Source organism: Actinokineospora guangxiensis (genome assembly GCF_042657845.1).
In the GTDB taxonomy this organism is placed as follows: domain Bacteria; phylum Actinomycetota; class Actinomycetes; order Mycobacteriales; family Pseudonocardiaceae; genus Actinokineospora; species Actinokineospora guangxiensis.
In genome coordinates this window covers 119,656-134,559 of sequence record NZ_JBHSKF010000012.1, presented here as the reverse complement: position 1 = coordinate 134,559, position 14,904 = coordinate 119,656, and the positions used below count along the sequence as shown (strand labels likewise).

Annotated in this window: 19 protein-coding genes; 7 read left to right on the top strand and 12 right to left on the bottom strand. The window is 73.7% G+C overall.

Annotation, left to right across the window (positions count from 1 at the left end; all coding sequences use genetic code 11):
* The first annotated feature begins 17 nt into the window (after positions 1–17).
* Entirely contained in the window at positions 18–185 is a 168-nt protein-coding gene (locus ACFPM7_RS22005; RefSeq protein ID WP_378249585.1) for a hypothetical protein, read from the top strand.
* Between the two features lie 145 nt (positions 186–330).
* On the opposite strand, the gene ACFPM7_RS22000 is transcribed toward ACFPM7_RS22005, so the two are convergent.
* Complete coding sequence (locus ACFPM7_RS22000; RefSeq protein WP_378249584.1) at positions 331–1,089, bottom strand: crotonase/enoyl-CoA hydratase family protein; 759 nt, start codon at positions 1,087–1,089, stop codon at positions 331–333.
* Positions 1,086–2,732: an acyl-CoA dehydrogenase family protein gene (locus tag ACFPM7_RS21995; RefSeq protein WP_378249583.1), complete on the bottom strand. Its 1,647-nt coding sequence runs from the start codon at positions 2,730–2,732 to the stop codon at positions 1,086–1,088. The genes ACFPM7_RS22000 and ACFPM7_RS21995 overlap by 4 nt, the downstream gene beginning before the upstream one ends.
* Positions 2,733–2,787: 55 nt before the next feature.
* On the opposite strand from ACFPM7_RS21995, the gene ACFPM7_RS21990 reads away from it, so the two are divergent.
* The gene (locus tag ACFPM7_RS21990; protein WP_378249582.1) at positions 2,788–3,510 is read left to right on the top strand and encodes a PaaX family transcriptional regulator C-terminal domain-containing protein; all 723 of its coding nucleotides are present in this window, start codon (positions 2,788–2,790) and stop codon (positions 3,508–3,510) included.
* Positions 3,511–3,536: 26 nt separating this feature from the next.
* Here the strand turns inward: ACFPM7_RS21990 and ACFPM7_RS21985 are convergent, their stop codons facing one another.
* A complete protein-coding gene (locus ACFPM7_RS21985; RefSeq protein ID WP_378249580.1) occupies positions 3,537–3,719 on the bottom strand; it encodes a hypothetical protein in 183 nt (60 codons plus the stop codon).
* An 11-nt stretch (positions 3,720–3,730) separates the two neighbouring features.
* Complete coding sequence (locus ACFPM7_RS21980) at positions 3,731–3,883, bottom strand: hypothetical protein (RefSeq protein WP_378249579.1); 153 nt, start codon at positions 3,881–3,883, stop codon at positions 3,731–3,733.
* A gap of 298 nt (positions 3,884–4,181) precedes the next feature.
* Here ACFPM7_RS21980 and ACFPM7_RS21975 point away from each other — a divergent pair, with 298 nt between their 5' ends.
* Genes ACFPM7_RS21975 through ACFPM7_RS21960 form a run of 4 tightly spaced genes read left to right on the top strand, consistent with a single transcriptional unit; the run spans position 4,182 to position 7,351 of the window.
* Positions 4,182–4,622 carry a helix-turn-helix domain-containing protein gene (locus ACFPM7_RS21975; RefSeq protein ID WP_378249578.1) on the top strand — a complete coding sequence of 147 codons (441 nt, stop codon included), beginning with the start codon at positions 4,182–4,184 and terminating at the stop codon, positions 4,620–4,622.
* Between the two features lie 4 nt (positions 4,623–4,626).
* Positions 4,627–5,139 carry an ImmA/IrrE family metallo-endopeptidase gene (locus tag ACFPM7_RS21970; RefSeq protein ID WP_378249577.1) on the top strand — a complete coding sequence of 171 codons (513 nt, stop codon included), beginning with the start codon at positions 4,627–4,629 and terminating at the stop codon, positions 5,137–5,139.
* Complete coding sequence (locus ACFPM7_RS21965; RefSeq protein WP_378249576.1) at positions 5,136–6,227, top strand: MAB_1171c family putative transporter; 1,092 nt, start codon at positions 5,136–5,138, stop codon at positions 6,225–6,227. Before ACFPM7_RS21970 ends, ACFPM7_RS21965 begins: the two co-directional genes overlap by 4 nt.
* The gene (locus ACFPM7_RS21960; RefSeq protein ID WP_378249575.1) at positions 6,227–7,351 is read left to right on the top strand and encodes a cytochrome P450 family protein; all 1,125 of its coding nucleotides are present in this window, start codon (positions 6,227–6,229) and stop codon (positions 7,349–7,351) included. Before ACFPM7_RS21965 ends, ACFPM7_RS21960 begins: the two co-directional genes overlap by 1 nt.
* A 10-nt stretch (positions 7,352–7,361) precedes the next feature.
* Here the strand turns inward: ACFPM7_RS21960 and ACFPM7_RS21955 are convergent, their stop codons facing one another.
* Entirely contained in the window at positions 7,362–7,787 is a 426-nt protein-coding gene (locus ACFPM7_RS21955; protein ID WP_378249574.1) for an HD domain-containing protein, read from the bottom strand.
* Between the two features lie 103 nt (positions 7,788–7,890).
* Complete coding sequence (locus tag ACFPM7_RS21950) at positions 7,891–8,256, bottom strand: RNA-binding S4 domain-containing protein (protein ID WP_378249573.1); 366 nt, start codon at positions 8,254–8,256, stop codon at positions 7,891–7,893.
* Positions 8,257–8,306: 50 nt separating this feature from the next.
* On the opposite strand from ACFPM7_RS21950, the gene ACFPM7_RS21945 reads away from it, so the two are divergent.
* On the top strand, positions 8,307–9,470 hold the full coding sequence (locus tag ACFPM7_RS21945; RefSeq protein ID WP_378249572.1) for an NAD(P)/FAD-dependent oxidoreductase: 1,164 nt from the start codon (positions 8,307–8,309) through the stop codon (positions 9,468–9,470).
* Here the strand turns inward: ACFPM7_RS21945 and ACFPM7_RS21940 are convergent.
* The 6 genes from ACFPM7_RS21940 to ACFPM7_RS21915 form a co-directional block, all read right to left on the bottom strand.
* A complete protein-coding gene (locus tag ACFPM7_RS21940; RefSeq protein WP_378249571.1) occupies positions 9,463–10,341 on the bottom strand; it encodes an ATP-binding protein in 879 nt (292 codons plus the stop codon). The genes ACFPM7_RS21945 and ACFPM7_RS21940 overlap by 8 nt on opposite strands.
* Before the next feature lie 83 nt (positions 10,342–10,424).
* A complete protein-coding gene (locus tag ACFPM7_RS21935; RefSeq protein WP_378249570.1) occupies positions 10,425–11,531 on the bottom strand; it encodes a hypothetical protein in 1,107 nt (368 codons plus the stop codon).
* Positions 11,528–12,025, bottom strand: coding sequence for a SigE family RNA polymerase sigma factor (locus ACFPM7_RS21930; protein WP_378249569.1), 498 nt, complete (start codon positions 12,023–12,025; stop codon positions 11,528–11,530). The genes ACFPM7_RS21935 and ACFPM7_RS21930 overlap by 4 nt, the downstream gene beginning before the upstream one ends.
* 68 nt (positions 12,026–12,093) lie before the next feature.
* Positions 12,094–12,756 carry a cyclase family protein gene (locus ACFPM7_RS21925; RefSeq protein WP_378249568.1) on the bottom strand — a complete coding sequence of 221 codons (663 nt, stop codon included), beginning with the start codon at positions 12,754–12,756 and terminating at the stop codon, positions 12,094–12,096.
* A 15-nt stretch (positions 12,757–12,771) separates the two neighbouring features.
* Positions 12,772–13,356: a LutC/YkgG family protein gene (locus tag ACFPM7_RS21920; RefSeq protein ID WP_378249567.1), complete on the bottom strand. Its 585-nt coding sequence runs from the start codon at positions 13,354–13,356 to the stop codon at positions 12,772–12,774.
* Positions 13,357–13,511: 155 nt separating this feature from the next.
* Complete coding sequence (locus ACFPM7_RS21915; protein WP_378249566.1) at positions 13,512–14,897, bottom strand: LutB/LldF family L-lactate oxidation iron-sulfur protein; 1,386 nt, start codon at positions 14,895–14,897, stop codon at positions 13,512–13,514.
* Between the last annotated feature and the right edge of the window lie 7 nt (positions 14,898–14,904).

The following is a 14,904-nucleotide window of genomic DNA, read 5'->3' as shown; positions in this document are numbered from 1 at the left end:
CTGGAGGAAGGCTGACAATGGCCAAGGACCCGTCCCGACGCTCCCCGCGCCTGCTGGCCGCCATCGCCGCCGTCGCGCTGCTCCCGTTCCTCGGCGCTTGCGGCGACGGTGACGACGATGATGACGATGACGGTGACGACGACAGCATGCGTGGGCCTGTCTCTGTCCTTATCGTGCCGATGTAGCTCGCACTTCTCGGGCCCCGCGGTGAGTGTGCCGCGGGGCCTGGTTGCGTTGTAGGGCCGGTTTCGCCGGGTCCGTGGTTGGTGGGGTGCGCCGTTGTCTTGCGTTGGGGGTGGGCAGGTCGTTGTGGTCTGGCGTGGCAGGGCGTCAGGTTCCGTGTCGTCCTGCTCCTGAGGCGAAGCGTGTCGCGCCTGCGCGGGTGTCGGCGGCCAGGGAGGTCAGGCCGTGTCGCCACTCGTTGGCGATTGCGTCGGGCGTGGTGAGGCCGTGCTGCTCGTAGGTCGAGAGGCGGTCGTGGCGCAGGCAGGTCTGGGGGAGTGCGGCGAGTTGCTCGGCCAGTGCGATCGCCTCCTCCAAGGCCGCGCCGGGGGCGCTGATCCGGTTGGCCAGGCCCATGCGCAGGGCTTCCTCCGCGCCTACTGGTCTGCCGGTGAGGATCAGGTCGAGTGCGTGGGACTGGCCGATGAGTCGGGGCAGCCGCACGGTGCCGCCGTCGATCAGGGGGACGCCCCACCGTCTGCAGAACACCCCGAACACCGCGGTGGGGTCGGCCACGCGCAGGTCGGCCCAGATCGCCAGTTCCAGGCCGCCCGCCACGGCGTAGCCGTCCACGGCGGCGATGACCGGCTTGCTCAGCGCCATCCGGGTCGGTCCCATGCCCGCTGGGCCTTCGCCGGGTGCGCCCACCTCGACGCGTCCTTCGGCCACGGCTTTCAGGTCCGCGCCCGCGCAGAACACCCCGCCCGCGCCGTGCAGCACCGCGACCGACTGTGTCTCCTCGGCGTCGAACTCCGTGAAGGCCTTGGTCAGTGCCGCCGCGTGCGCGGAGTCCACGGCGTTGCGTGCCTCGGGGCGGTCCAGGGTGACGACCGTGACCGGGCCGCGCCGATCGACGCGCACGCTCACGGCAGGGCCCGGGCGATGATCGCGCCGACGTCGGCGGAGGCGGGCAGCGTGCCGAACGTGCTGCCCCAGTCGCCGCCGAGCCTGCTCGCGCAGAACGCGTCGGCCACCGCGGCGGGGGAGTGGCGCACCAGCAGCGATCCCTGCAGCGCCAGGGCCATCAGCTCGACCACCCGCCGGGCCCGCATCTCGATCGCGGTGGGGTCCGACAGCTCCTTGCCGAGTCGGGTGATCGCTGCGTCCAGGCGTGCGTCCGCTCCGGAGGCCGCTGCCAGTTCGGCGAACAGCGCCTCGGCCGCGGCGGGCTCGCGGCCCAGCGCGCGCAGCACGTCGAGGGCGTTGACGTTGCCGGACCCCTCCCAGATGGACAGCAGCGGCGCCTCCCGGTACAGCCGCGGCATCGGCGATTCCTCGACGTAGCCGTTGCCGCCCAAGCACTCCAGCGCTTCGGCGGTGAACGCGGGGCCGCGCTTGGTGACCCAGTACTTGCCCACCGCCGTCGCGATCCGCCGGAACGCCCGCTCGGGCTCGTCGCCGCGCACCGCGCGGTCGGCCGCCCCCGCCAGGCGCAGCGACAGCGCCGTCGCCGCCTCGGACTCGACGGCGAGGTCGGCGAGCACGTTGCGCATCAGCGGCTGATCGATGAGCTTCGCGCCGAACACCGCCCGATGGCGGGTGTGATGGCCGGCCTCGACCAGGGCCTTGCGCATGATGGCCGCCGTGCCCGCGACGCAGTCCAGCCGGGTGAAGTTGACCATCTCGATGATGGTCTTCACCCCCCGGCCCTCCGCGCCGACCAGCCACGCCACCGTCTCGTCGAACTCCGGCTCCGACGAGGCGTTGGAGCGGTTTCCCAGCTTGTCCTTGAGCCGCTGGATGCGGAAGGTGTTGCGCGAGCCGTCGGGCAGCACCCTCGGCACGAGGAAGCACGACAGGCCGCCCGGCGCCTGGGCGAGCACCAGGAACACGTCGCACATGGGCGCGGAGGTGAACCACTTGTGGCCGCGCAAGGTGAACACGCCGGGCTCGGCGGTCGGGGTGGCGGTGGTGGTGTTGGTCCGCACGTCCGAGCCGCCCTGCTTCTCGGTCATGCCCATGCCCGCGAGCAGGCCGCGCTTGGTCGTCGGCACGCGCAGGCCGGGGTCGTAGACGCGGCTGGTCAGCAGCGGCTCGTAGACGGCGGCGAGGTCGGGCTGGTGGCGCAGCGCGGGGACGACGGCGTAGGTCATCGACACCGGGCAGCCGTGCCCGGCCTCGGTGTGGCCCCACACCAGCGAGGTCGCGACCCTGGCGACGTGCGCGCCCGGCCTGGCCTCCGCCCACGCCGAGCCCGCCCCGCCCTCGGCCACGGCGACGCGCATCAGGCTGTGCCAGCTCGGGTGGAAGTCGACCTCGTCGACCCGGTTGCCGTAGCGGTCGTGGGTGCGCAGCTCGGGCGGGTGCCGGTTGGCCTGCTCCGACCAGTCCTGCGCCTCCTCGCCGCCCGCCAGCGCGCCGAGCCTGCGCACGTCGGCTTCGGCCCAGCCCGCGCCCTCGCGGCGCAGGCCCTCCAGGAGCGCGGCGTCGTCGGCGGCGTCGTAGGGGGACAGCGGGGGCGGCTGGTTGGCGACCTCGTGGGTGGCGGCGGACCGGCTGGCGAGGGTCATGCCCTCGACGTTACGTTCGGGCTGCGGGTGTGGCAAGAGTGTAATATCTGCGGGTGTGACCACCGTCCGGCCGGTGTCGGCCCGCTCGGCGCTGCTCAGCATGCTGCTGGGCGCCCACCCGCCCACGATGACCGCCCGCGCGCTCGTGGCCGCCGTCGGCCTGGTCGGCGTCGCCGAGTCCGCCGCCCGCGCCGCCCTGTCGCGGATGGTCGCCGCGGGCGACCTCGACCGCGCCGACGGCCGCTACACCCTCTCCCCGCGCCTGCTGGCCCGCCAACGTCGCCAGGACGCCGCCGTCGACCCCGAGACGTGCCCGTGGTCGGGCGCCTGGGAGGCCGCCGTCATCACCACCACCGGCCGCGACGCCGCCGACCGGGCCGCCCTGCGCGCCGACCTCTCCGCCCTGCGCCTGGCCGAACTCCGCGAAGGCGTCTGGCTGCGCCCGGCCAACCTCGCCCGCCGCTGGCCCGACCTCCCCGTCACCCGCCTCACCGCCCGCCCCGCCGACCACCCCGCCACCCTCGCCGCCACCCTCTGGGACCTCGACGCCTGGTCCACCCACGCCCGAACCCTCCTCAAAGCCGCCGCCACCACCGACGAGCCCGCCCGCTTCGCCGCCGTCGCCATGTCGGTCCGCCACCTGATGACCGACCCGGTCCTGCCCGCCGAACTCCTGCCACCGCACTGGCCCGGCCCGGCCTTGCGCGCGAACTACGCGGAGTATCGGGCGTGGCTGAAGTCGCTGGCGGGCGCGGACTTGGCCGAGCACATCGGCTGATCCGTCCGGAAGGGAGGGTCCGAGGATCAGATCCTCGGCAGCGTGCGCGCCTCGGCGAGGGCGGCGGCGCGGATCTCGCTCAGCACCGGGTGGAACGGGTGGTCGGGGTTGTGCTGGACGTTCAGCGGCGGCTTCGCCCGGGCGATCACCGCGGGCCTGGCGGTCCAGGGCTCGTCGCCGAGGTGCCTGCAGACCCTGGTGTGCCGCACCATCCAGCGCGTCAGCGCGGCGGGATGCCGAGCGGGCAGCCGAGGGTCGTCCGCACTGTGGAGCCTTCGGCGTCGCCGCAGAAGTGGTAGCCGATCCACAAGCGCAATGTCTCCTCGCTGGTCGCCGAACCCCGATTTCGCAGCCGGGTGATCAGGTCGCGCACGCAGCCAGTGTGCCGCGCTGCGGACCGGACCGCGATGGGCGTTGCGCGAAGGGCGGGTTTCTGCGGTATGATCAGTCCGGTTCCGCGCTCCCGGTGACCCCCAGGCCGGTTGAGCGCGGAACTCCTTTTCTCCCTCCCGGTGGTCACCTTTGGCGACTGTCCCGGGTCGCGAGTCCCACCCATAACTGGCAGTTGACCGCTAGGGCACATCGTTGTGGGCCGGGAGGCCGCGTTGTCAACGCACAGTTACCCTGGGACACTGGATCGGCTGTTTCCGCGACACACACTTGGGGGACGGATGTCGGACGGCGACACCGCGCCGCTGACGGGCAGGCTCGACCGGCTCTTCAAGATCAGCCGGCCCCAGGGGAAGCAGTGGTCCAACGCCGAGGTCGCCGCCGAGATCAAGCGGGGCAACCCCGACCTCCGGGTCAGCGGCGCCTACCTGTCGATGCTGCGCACCGGCAAGCGCACCAGCCCCTCGACCGACCTGCTGGTCGCGCTCGCCCGCTTCTTCGGCGTCAACCCCAGCTACTTCTTCGACGACGAGGCGGGCCAGGGCGAGCGGGTGCGCAAGCAGTTGGAGCAGTTGGAGATGCTGCGCCAGCGCGGTGTCGTCGGCATCGCGCAGCGGGCCGTCGGGCTGCCGCAGGCCAACCTCGACCTCATCACCGCCATGCTCGACCAGGCTCGCCGCCAGCAGGGTCTCCCGCCGATCACCGACAGCTCCCAGGACTGAGGCCGTGGCACGGCCCAGACCCGACCTGCGCAGGCTGCGGCGGCAGTGCGCCGCGGTCATCGATGACCTGCGCCTGCCCTCGCGGGCCGACCTCCCCTCGCTGTGCTCGCACCTGGCCGAGGTGAGGAAGCGCCCGCTGCACGTCGTGCCGGTCGCCCTGATCGAGCAGCCGTGCGGGATGTGGGTCGCCACCCGCGACGCCGACTGGATCTTCGTGGACGACGGCACGTCGCCCGCGCACCAGGAGCACATTCTCTTGCACGAGATCGGTCACCTGATCTGCGGGCACGAAGGCGGCGCCCAGGACGTCGCCGCCTTCTTCCCCGACCTCGACCCCGACCTGGTCCACGCCACCCTCGCCCGCACCACCTACAGCGACGAACAGGAGCAGCAGGCCGAGGTCATGGCCTACCTGCTCGCCGAGGTGCTGCGCGCGCCCGGGTTCGCCGCCGCCGACGACGTCACCGCCCGCATCGCCGACTCCCTCAACCATTCGGCGAGGCGCGAACAGCGGTGAACGCCGTCCTGTACCCGGTCTGCGCCTGCATCGCGTGGATCAGCCTCGCCTTCAAGCTCGCCGGCCGCGGCCGGGGACCCGCCGCCGTCGCGGTCGCGCTGTTCTACCTGTTCATGGGCCTGACGTTCACCATCAGCGATCCGCGTGTGTGGGGGCTGCTCGGAGAGGTCAGCGGGGTGCCGAACCTGGCGCTGCTGCTGTCGCAGGGCAGCGTCATGGGGGTCGCGGCCAGCCAGCTCGCGGCACTGACCTACTGGGAGCTGCCCGCCGAGGTCGCGCGGCCCAAGGTCCGCAACCAGGTCTACGCCTTCAGCGCCGTGTTCGTCGCGATGGCGGCGCTGTTCGTCCTCGCCGACCTGGAGACAGAGGACACCACGACCGCCGTCATCCGCTACGCGGGCAACTGGCGCTATGCGCTCTACCTCCTGCTGTACGTCACCGCGTTCGCCATCGCGCAGTGCTTCCTGGTCGCGCGCTGCCTGCGCTACGCGCGCGCGGTCGAGGGGCGATGGCTGGGCCGGGGGCTGCGGCTGGCCGCCGTCGGCGCGGTCGGCGGCCTGGCCTACGTGCTGGCCCGCTACGCCGACATCGCCGCCGCGCCGCTCGGGCTTGACCCCGCGGCCTGGGAGCCGGTCGCCCGGCTGGGCGCGGGTCTCGGCGCGATCCTCGCCCTGGTCGGGTGGAGCCTGCCCGGCTGGGGGCCGCAGGTCAGCGCGCTGCGCGACTGGGTGCGCGATGTCCGCGCCTACCGGGCGCTGCACCCGCTCTGGGCGGCGCTGTGCCGCGCCAACCCCGACCTCGCCCTCGACCCCGGCGCGGGCCGCACCGCGCTGCGCGACGTCGACTTCCGCCTGCACCGCAGGGTCGTGGAAATCCGCGACGGCAGACGCTGGCTGCGCGCGCCCGCCGCCCCGCCCGACCTGACCGCCGACGAGCGCGCCGCCGCCGAGGCCGCCGCGATCGCCGCCGCCCTGCGCGGCGGGGACCGCCTCGCCCCGCCGCCGCACGCCGAGCCGCACACACCCTCCGACGACGAGACACGCTGGCTGGCCAGGGTCTCCCGCGCCTATGCCGCGCTGGAGCGCTGATGTTCGACTTCGACGCCGAGTTCTACGCCGACCCGCACCCCGTCTACGCCCGCCTGCGCGCCGACGGCGGCGTCCACCACATGTCCACACCAGACGGAGCCAAGGCCTGGCTGGTGACCCGCCACGCCGACGTCCGCGCCTGCCTCGCCGACCTGCGGCTCTCGCTCAACAGGGCCAACGCGGGCGCGGGCTACCGCGGTTTCGCCCTGCCGCCCGCCCTCGACGCCAATCTGCTCAACCTCGACGCCCCCGACCACACCCGCCTGCGGCGCGCCATCGCCGCCGAGTTCACCCCGGCCAGGGTCGACGCGCTCGCCCCCGCGATCGCCGACGGTGCGGCCGAGCTGCTCGCCCGGCACCCGGCGGGCGAGCCCTTCGACCTGATCGCGGAGTTCGCCGCGCCGCTGCCGCTGCGGGTCATCGGCGACCTGCTCGGCGTCCCGCCCGCCGACCGGGCCCGCTTCCAGGGCTGGACCCGCGTGCTGCTCACCGACCCGGCGGGCGCCCGCGACGCCGTGGCGGGCATGCACGACTACCTGGTCGGCCTGGTCGCGGCCAAACGCGCCGCGCCCGAGGACGACCTGCTCTCCGCACTGGTCTCCGCGGACGGCATGAGCGAGACCGAGCTGGTCTCGATGGCGTTCCTGACCCTCTGGGCGGGCTATGAGAACCTGGTCAACCTCATCGGCAACGGCATGCACGCGCTGCTGGGCACCGAGCACACCATCACCTCGCTGTCCCTGGCGATCGAGGAGCTGACCCGCTTCGACCAGCCGCTGCAGTTCGCCATCCGCCGCTTCCCGCTGACCGACGTGCGGATCGGCGAGCACACCATCACCCCCGGCGAGACCGTCCTGCTCGGCATCGCCTCGGCCAACCGCGACGAAGCGGTCTTCGCCGACCCGCACCGGCTGCGCCTCGACCGCGATCCCAACCCGCACCTGAGCTACGGCCACGGTCCGCACCGCAGCTTCGGGTCCCGCCTCGCCAGGACCGAGGCGGCCATCGCGGTGGCGGCGCTGGTGGAACGCGGGTGCGCGCTCGCGGTCGCGAAGTCGGACCTGCGGTGGCAGCCGTCGTTCCGGAACCGGGGGCTCGTGGAGCTGCCGGTCGTGCTCGCCTAGGCGAAACGCTTCACGCGCCGTCGAGGTAGGCGCGGGCGGCGGTGTACTTGGCGATCAGGCGCTGCCTGGTGGCGTCGTCGAGCGCGGCCAGCCGGGTCGGGGAGCTGTTGTCGGCGATGTCGGCGAACTTGACCGCCTTGGCCATCGGGTTGGCGGCGACCCTGGCCAGGTAGTCCTCCTGCGCCTCGCCGTCGGTCTTGCTCAGCGCGACCACGGCCGCCACCACCGGCTCGGGGCAGCCCGCCGCGCGCAGGTCCGCCGCGGTGACCGGGGTGTCCTCGATGACGTCGTGCAGTACGGCCGCCATCCGCTCGTGCGGGTCGGCGAGGGCGGACATCACCCGCATCGGGTGGCCGATGTAGGGCTTGCCGGACTTGTCGAGCTGCCCGTCGTGCGCCGCCCTGGCGATCTCGACCGCGTCGGCTTCGGTGAACATGCCGAGACGGTAGCGCCTCGGCCGGGATCGCGGGCTGATGTCGGGTGGTCGTCACGGGTGTCGCCGACAGCCACGGCAAGAACGCGATGGTCGCCGAGGGGACCTAGAAGTCGCCCGACCGGAACTTGTCGAGGACGCGGCGCTCGCGCTTGGTGGGGCGGCCCGCGCCGCGGTCGCGCCGGGCCACCGGGATCGCCATCTCCGGCTTCGGCTTCGGCGTGCGGTCGATGAAGCAGGTCGCCGCGTCCGCCGCGCCCACCCGCTTCTGGATCACCCGGACGACCTCCAGCACCTTGGTCACGTCGCCGACGCGGGCCCGGACCTCGTCGCCGGGGACGACGGTGGTCGCGGGCTTGGCGGGCCGGTCGTTGATCCGGACGTGGCCGCCCCGGCAGGCCGCCGCGGCGTCCGGTCTGGTCTTGGTCAGGCGCACCGCCCACAGCCAGCGGTCGATTCGGGTGGACTCCACGCCGTACATCATGCCCGGCCGGGTCGGGCTGTCCAGCGCATAATGGGCCGATGGCGCACGTGATCATCGGAGCGGGACTGGCCGGGGCGAAGGCGGCGGAGAAGCTGCGCGCCGAGGGCTACGACGGCGAGCTGGTGCTCGTCGGCGACGAGAAGGAGCGTCCCTACGAGCGGCCACCGCTGTCCAAGGGATACCTGATCGGCGACCAGGACCGCGGCGACGTCTTCGTGCACGACGAGGGCTGGTACGGCGAGCACGGCGTCGACCTGAGGCTGGGCACCCGGGCGGTGCGCATCGATCGGCGGGCCCACGAGGTCGAGCTGGCCGACGGGGCGCGGTTGGGGTACTCGAAGCTGCTGCTGGCGACCGGGTCGTCGCCGCGCAGGCTCAAGGTCGAGGGCAACACCCTCGACGGGGTCCACTACGTGCGCAGGCTCGGGCACACCGCGGCCCTGCGCGAGGCGCTCGGCGAGGTGAGCCGGGTCGTCGTCGCGGGCGCGGGGTGGATCGGTCTGGAGATCGCCGCGGCGGCGCGCGGCAAGGGCTGCGAGGTCACGGTGGTCGACCCGGCCCCGTCCCCGCTGCACGCGGCGCTCGGCGAGGAGATGGGCGGCTTCTTCGCCGACATCCACCGCGACCACGGCGTCGAGTTCCGCTTCGGGGAGGGCGTCGATCGGTTCGCGGGGGCGGGCCGGGTGGAGGCGGTGGTCACGCCGTCCGGGGAGATTCCGGCCGACCTGGTCGTGGTCGGCGTGGGGGCGCGGCCGAACGTCGAGCTGGCCGAGGAGGCTGGGCTGGCCGTCGACGGCGGCGTGCTGGTCGACCAGGCGCTGCGGACCGAGGACCCGGACATCTTCGCGGCGGGCGACATCGCGGCGGTGCCCAGCCCGCGCTACGGGCGGCGGCTGCGGGTGGAGCACTGGCAGAACGCGATCAGCGGGGGTGAGGCGGCGGCCGTGGCGATGCTCGGCGGGGAAGTGGTCTACGACGACCTGCCGTACTTCTTCTCGGACCAGTACGACGTGGGGATGGAGTTCGTCGGGCTTGTCGACGGGTACGACCGGGTGGAAACGCGGGGCGATGTGGCCGGGCGCGCCTTCACCGCCTACTGGGTGGCGGGGGAGGAGGTCGTGGCGGGCATGCACGTGAACCTGTGGGACGACGGCATCGGCGCGATCCGCGACCTGGTGGCGGAACGGGGCCGCCCTAGCTGAAGTCCCCCGCGCGGAGGCGGACGGTGAAGCCCGCCGGTTCGGTGATGAGGGCGACTTCGATGTCCAGCTGGTGGGCCAGCCAGAGGCCCAGGCCGCCCCGGTCCCGCAGGGCGGGCGTCAGGCCCGCGAACGGGTCGCTCGGGCCGGGGCCGGTGTCGCTGACCCGGACGACGACCCGGGTCGGGGAGGCCCAGACGCGGACGGTGCTCGGCCCGGTGCCGTGCAGGTGGGCGTTGGTGGTGGCTTCGGACACGGCGAAGACCAGGTCTTCGGTGGTGGCGGTCGGGAGCCTGTGGTGAGCGGTCTGCTGCACGGTGTGGCGGGACTCGGCGGGGGTGGGGTCGGTGAGGGTGTGCAGGGGGGAGTCGGACTCCAGCGGGTCGTGGTGGCTGGGGAGGGCGCTGAAGGTGGGGTCGTAGTGGGGGTTCCGGGAGGTGGGGGTGGCGGGGTGGGTGCGGTCGAGCACGTCTTTGAGCCACGCGGTCGGGGCCTGGTAGAGGCACAGGGAGTCCAGCGGGTAGTCGCGCCACAGCTGGTTCACGGCGGCCTCGTAGCGGTCCCAGCCGAAGTTCCTGCCCGTCGACTCGGCCAGCGGGGTCGCGCCGACCAGGCGGATGCGCGTCGCGGGGCCGGTCAGCAGCGAGTCGAAGAGGCGCTGGTAGGTGGCGATGGTCTTCGCCGGGTTCGCGTACACCTCGGCCCACGGCAGGACCGTCGCCGTTCCCGGCTCCGGCAGCCACGAGCGGATCAGCTCGGCCGACTCGTGCGCGATGACCAGCGGGCCCGTCCGGGAGAGCAGCGGGGTCAGGGTGTCGCGGAGGTCGTCTTCGTCGGTGTAGTACCCGGCCGCGTGGACATGGCCGGTGGTCATGTCGGGTCCGGGTGCGCGGGCATGACAGGCACGGTACCCCGAACGGCCGGTGCGGACGGCGGAACCGTCCGCACCGGACCGCTTCACGGTTCGACGGCGGTGGCCGCGCCCGCGTCCAGATCCGGGTACTTCGGGACCAGGCCCCGAGCGGGAGCGCTGCCGACCTCGGGCACGGCGTACGGCGAGCAGCCGCCCCCGCCGACAACGTCACACCGCGCCAGGGCCTGGCTGCCCGTCGACCGGTAGATCGCCGACGACGGGCTGTCCCACACAAGCCGGTAGTCCTCGCGCGGGGTGACCTCCTCCCGATCGATCTCACCCGCGAACGCCTTCGCCAGGTCGAGGCGCACCTGCCTGCCCTCGGCAGGGCCGATGAGGAAGCGGCCGTCGGGGGTCAGCAGCGGGACGCCGTCGGCGAAGGAGAACCCGGTGCCGCAGGCGCGGGCCGTCTCGGCGAGGGCCAGGTCGACGCGCACCACGCAGGCGCGCCCGTCGGCCGGGACCAGCCCGATGACAGCCTGGTCGGTGGACCCCAACGTCAGCATCTCCCCGCGCAGGGCGGCAGTGGCGCCTGCGGTCCAGTACGCGTAGGGCACCGCTCCGGCGTCCCCGTTCGGCGTGGTGACGAGGAGCTGCTCGCCTGCCCAGCGGTTGACCACCTGCGCCGAGGCGGGCGAGCTGCCGAGGGCGGCGGCCCCCGGGAAGGCGAACACCCGGATCTCGGTGGCCTCGCCCCACGGCTGCACGGCGACCCGGGTGCCCGCCCGGTTGACCGCGACGGTCGCCTCGCCGGGTCCCAAGACCACCGGCGGCCCCGCCACCGGCACGTAGGACACGGCGGTCGCCGTGGTGGTCACCCAGCCGCCCGCGACCGACTGGACGGCTGAGAGCCGCTCGCCGGAGACCTGCCGCCGCGTGCCGTCGGCCAGCAGGACGTCGCGCTCGCCGAACGCCACCGTCGCGGGCCGGGGGGTGGCGACCGGGAACTCCTCGGTCGCCGACCGGGGCCCCGGCGAGATGGCGAGGAGCGCGACCGCCGCGACGAGGACCGTGCAGGCGGCGGCCGCGAGGACCGTCCGGCGCCTGCGGATGGCCGTGGCCCGGCGGATCACCGCGTCGGCCAGGTCCGGGGTGTCCGGTGCGTCGGCGGCGCGGGCCGCGAACAACGCCTTCAGCTGGTCCTCGATCACGGGGCCACCTCCGCGACGGTCAGGCGGCCGCGCAGCGCGGCGATGGCCCTGGACGTCTGGCTCTTGACCGTGCCGACGCTGATCCCCAGCTCGGCGGCGGTGTCTGCTTCGGACAGGTCGGCGTGGAAGCGCAGCACGAGCACCGCGCGCTGGCGCGGGGGCAGTGCGCGCACCGCCCGCCACAGCGGGTCGTCACCCGCGGCGCGGTCCGGGTCGGTGACCGCGCGGTCCGGCGGCTCCGCGGTCGGCCGCTCCGACCACGACCGCTTGCGCGCCCATGAGATCGCCAGCCGGGCCATCGTCTTGCGCACGTACCCCTCGACCGCGCCCTTGTCCTCGATCCTGGACCAGGCCAGGTAGGTCTTGATCAGCGCGGCCTGCACCAGGTCTTCCCCCGATGCCCAGTCGCCGGTCAGCAGGCGCGCCGTGCGCACCAGCGCGGGCTGGCGCTGCGCGACGAACTCGCGGAACCGCGCGTCGTCCTCCCCCTTCACCCGTCCCCCTTCCCCCTGCGCAGTGAACCCCTACGCGCACTGGACGCGGTGGGGCTGCGCGGGGGTTGTCACCGATTCGGGTGACCGGTGACGGCGTAGGCGCGCACCGGGAACGTGCCCATCCCGACGACGGCGACCGGTGCGGCGTGGAAGCGGAACCCGGTGCTCGGGAGCCGGTCGAGCCCGCGCAGGTGCTCCACGACCGGCACGCCCGCGCCGAGGAGCGCGGTGTGCGCGGGGCGGACCGGGTCGGCCAGGTCGTCCACGTTGACCGAGTCGATGCCCACGACGGCGGCCCCGCGCTCGGCGAGCAGGGCGGCCGCCTCGCCGGTGAGGAACGGGTGCTCGGCGGAGCCGTACTCCGGCGTGCGCCAGTGCCGGTCCCAGCCGGTGCGGACCAGCACGGCGGTTCCCGCGACGTCGAGCCCGTCGAACGCCTCGGCCCCGACGGCCCGGCCGCGCGCGTCGACGACCAGGCCTGGGCGGTCGACCAAGCGGTCGAGGTCCAGCCCGGCGAGGTCGGTCCCGCCGTCGAAGCGGTGGAACGGGGCGTCGATGTAGGTGCCGGTGTTGGCGACCATGGTGATGGCGCCGATCTGGAACTCGGTGCCGGGCGCGTAGCGGCCCCGGGAGTCGGCGCGGCTGAGGTGGTCGGTGATGACGGGGCCGGGCAGGCCGGGGTGGGTGGCCATGCCGTGTTCGAGCGGGTGCGACAGGTCGATGACGGTCATGCCGCCACCCAACCGCTACCCGGTCTCGATGACCACTTCCAGCGTCCTTGGCCCGTGCACGCCCTCGACCCGCTCCAGTTCGATGTCGCTGGTGGCGCTCGGTCCGCTGATCCACGTCTGGGTCGCCACCCCCGCCAAGGCGGCCACCGCGTCGGGCACCCCGGCGACGATCTGGTCGGCGCGGACGACGACCAGGTGGTAGTCGGGGACGAGGGTGAAGGCGCGCGGGCCCTGGTCGGGGGCGGCGTGGTCCAGCACGATCGTGCCGGTGTCGGCGATGGCGGTGTGGCAGGCGGTGATGACACCGTCGCACCGGTCGAGGTCTTCGATGGAGGGGGTTCCGCGTCGGCCGCCCCATTCGGGTGGGCAGCCTGGGGCGGCTCGGAGGTCGCGGCCGGTGGCGGCGATGGCGGCGGGGACGTTGTCGGTCAGGTGGACTTGGGCGCGGTAGTCGCGGAGGACCTCGGCGAAGCGGGTGAGGTCGCCAGGGCCTCGGGTTCCGGGGCGGCGGTAGTCGCGGGGGATGGGGGAGGTGGGGCGGTCGGTCAGGGCGGCGCGGATGCGGGCCAGGACGGCGGAGCGGGCTTCGGGGGTGCTCATGGGGGGTTCCGGCTGTGGAGTGTGGGTGTGGGGTGATCCGGTGGTGGGGGTTGGTCCGGTGGGAGGGGGTTGTACCTCATCGGACTCAGAGGTCTGGGGCGGTGCGGGCCGGGGTGGCGCGGGCTGGGGTGGAGGGCCGGGTTGGGGTGGGAGGGTCATCGGGAGGCCCACCAGTCGCGGAAGGTTTGGGGTGGGGGTTGGGGGAGGTCGCGGGCGCGGGTCCAGGCCGACAGTGGGGGCGGGGCGGTGTTGCGGCGAGTGAGGGCTTTGGCGAAGCGGCCCGCTCGTAGGAGGCGGCGCCAGCGGTTGTGGTTGGACATGGCCCAAGCGGCGGCGCGCATGGTGGCGGATTCGGTGGGGGGTTTGGGAGTGTGGGCGCGCAGGTGTACCAGCATCGAGGGGATGTCGATGGCGACCGGGCAGACGTCCAGGCAGACGCCGCACAGCGACGAGGCGTAGGGCAGGGTGGGGTTGCGGTCGACGCCGGTCAGTTGGGGGGACAGGACCGCGCCGATCGGACCGGGGTAGGTGGAGCCGTAGGCGTGGCCGCCGGTGCGCTCGTAGACCGGGCAGGAGTTGAGGCAGGCCGAGCAGCGGATGCAGCGCAGGGCGGCGCGGCCGTCCGGGTCGGCGAGGGTGGCGGTGCGGCCGTTGTCGACCAGGACGATGTGGCTGGTCTGGCCCTCGGTCGGGCCGGTCCAGACCGAGGTGTAGGGGTTCATGCGCTCGCCGGTGGACGAGCGGGGCAGCAGCTGCAGGAAGACTTCCAGGTCCTGCCAGGTCGGGATCAGCTTCTCGATGCCGACCACGCTGATCAGGGTGTGCGGCAGGCTCAGGCACATGCGGCCGTTGCCCTCGGACTCCACGACGACGAGCCCGCCGGTGTCGGCGACGGCGAAGTTGGCGCCGGAGACCGCGACCTCGGCGGCGAGGAACTTGCGGCGCAGGTGGGCGCGGGCGGCTTCGGCGAGGGCGCGCGGGTCGTCGGTGAGGTCGCGGGTGAGGTCGGCGTCCATGGTGGCGGCGAAGATGGCGCGGATCTCGGCGCGGTTGCGGTGGATGGCGGGCACCAGGATGTGACTGGGCTTGTCGTGTCCCAGTTGGACGATCAACTCGGCGAGGTCGGTCTCGACGGCGGCGATCCCGGCCGACTCCAGCGCCTCGTTGAGCCCGATCTCGGCGGTGGCCATCGACTTGACCTTCACGACCTCGCGCGCGCCGGTCGCGGCGATCAGGTCGGTGACGATCCGGTTGGCCTCGTCGGCGTCGCGCGCCCAATGCACCGTGGAGCCGCGTTCGGTGGCGGCGGCCTCGAAGCGGGTCAGGTGGGTGTCGAGGTGGGCGAGGACGTCGTCCTTGATGGCCGCACCGGCGGCGCGCAGCTCTGCCCAGTCGGGCAGCTCACCGACGACGGCGGCGCGCTTGGCGCGGATGGTCCCGGTCGCCTTGGCGAGGTTGCGGCGCAGTTGGGCGTTGCCGACGGCCTCGCGGGCTGCCTCGGGGAAGGGGACGCCGGTGAGGTTGCCGGTGCCGCGGGGCATGCCGAGG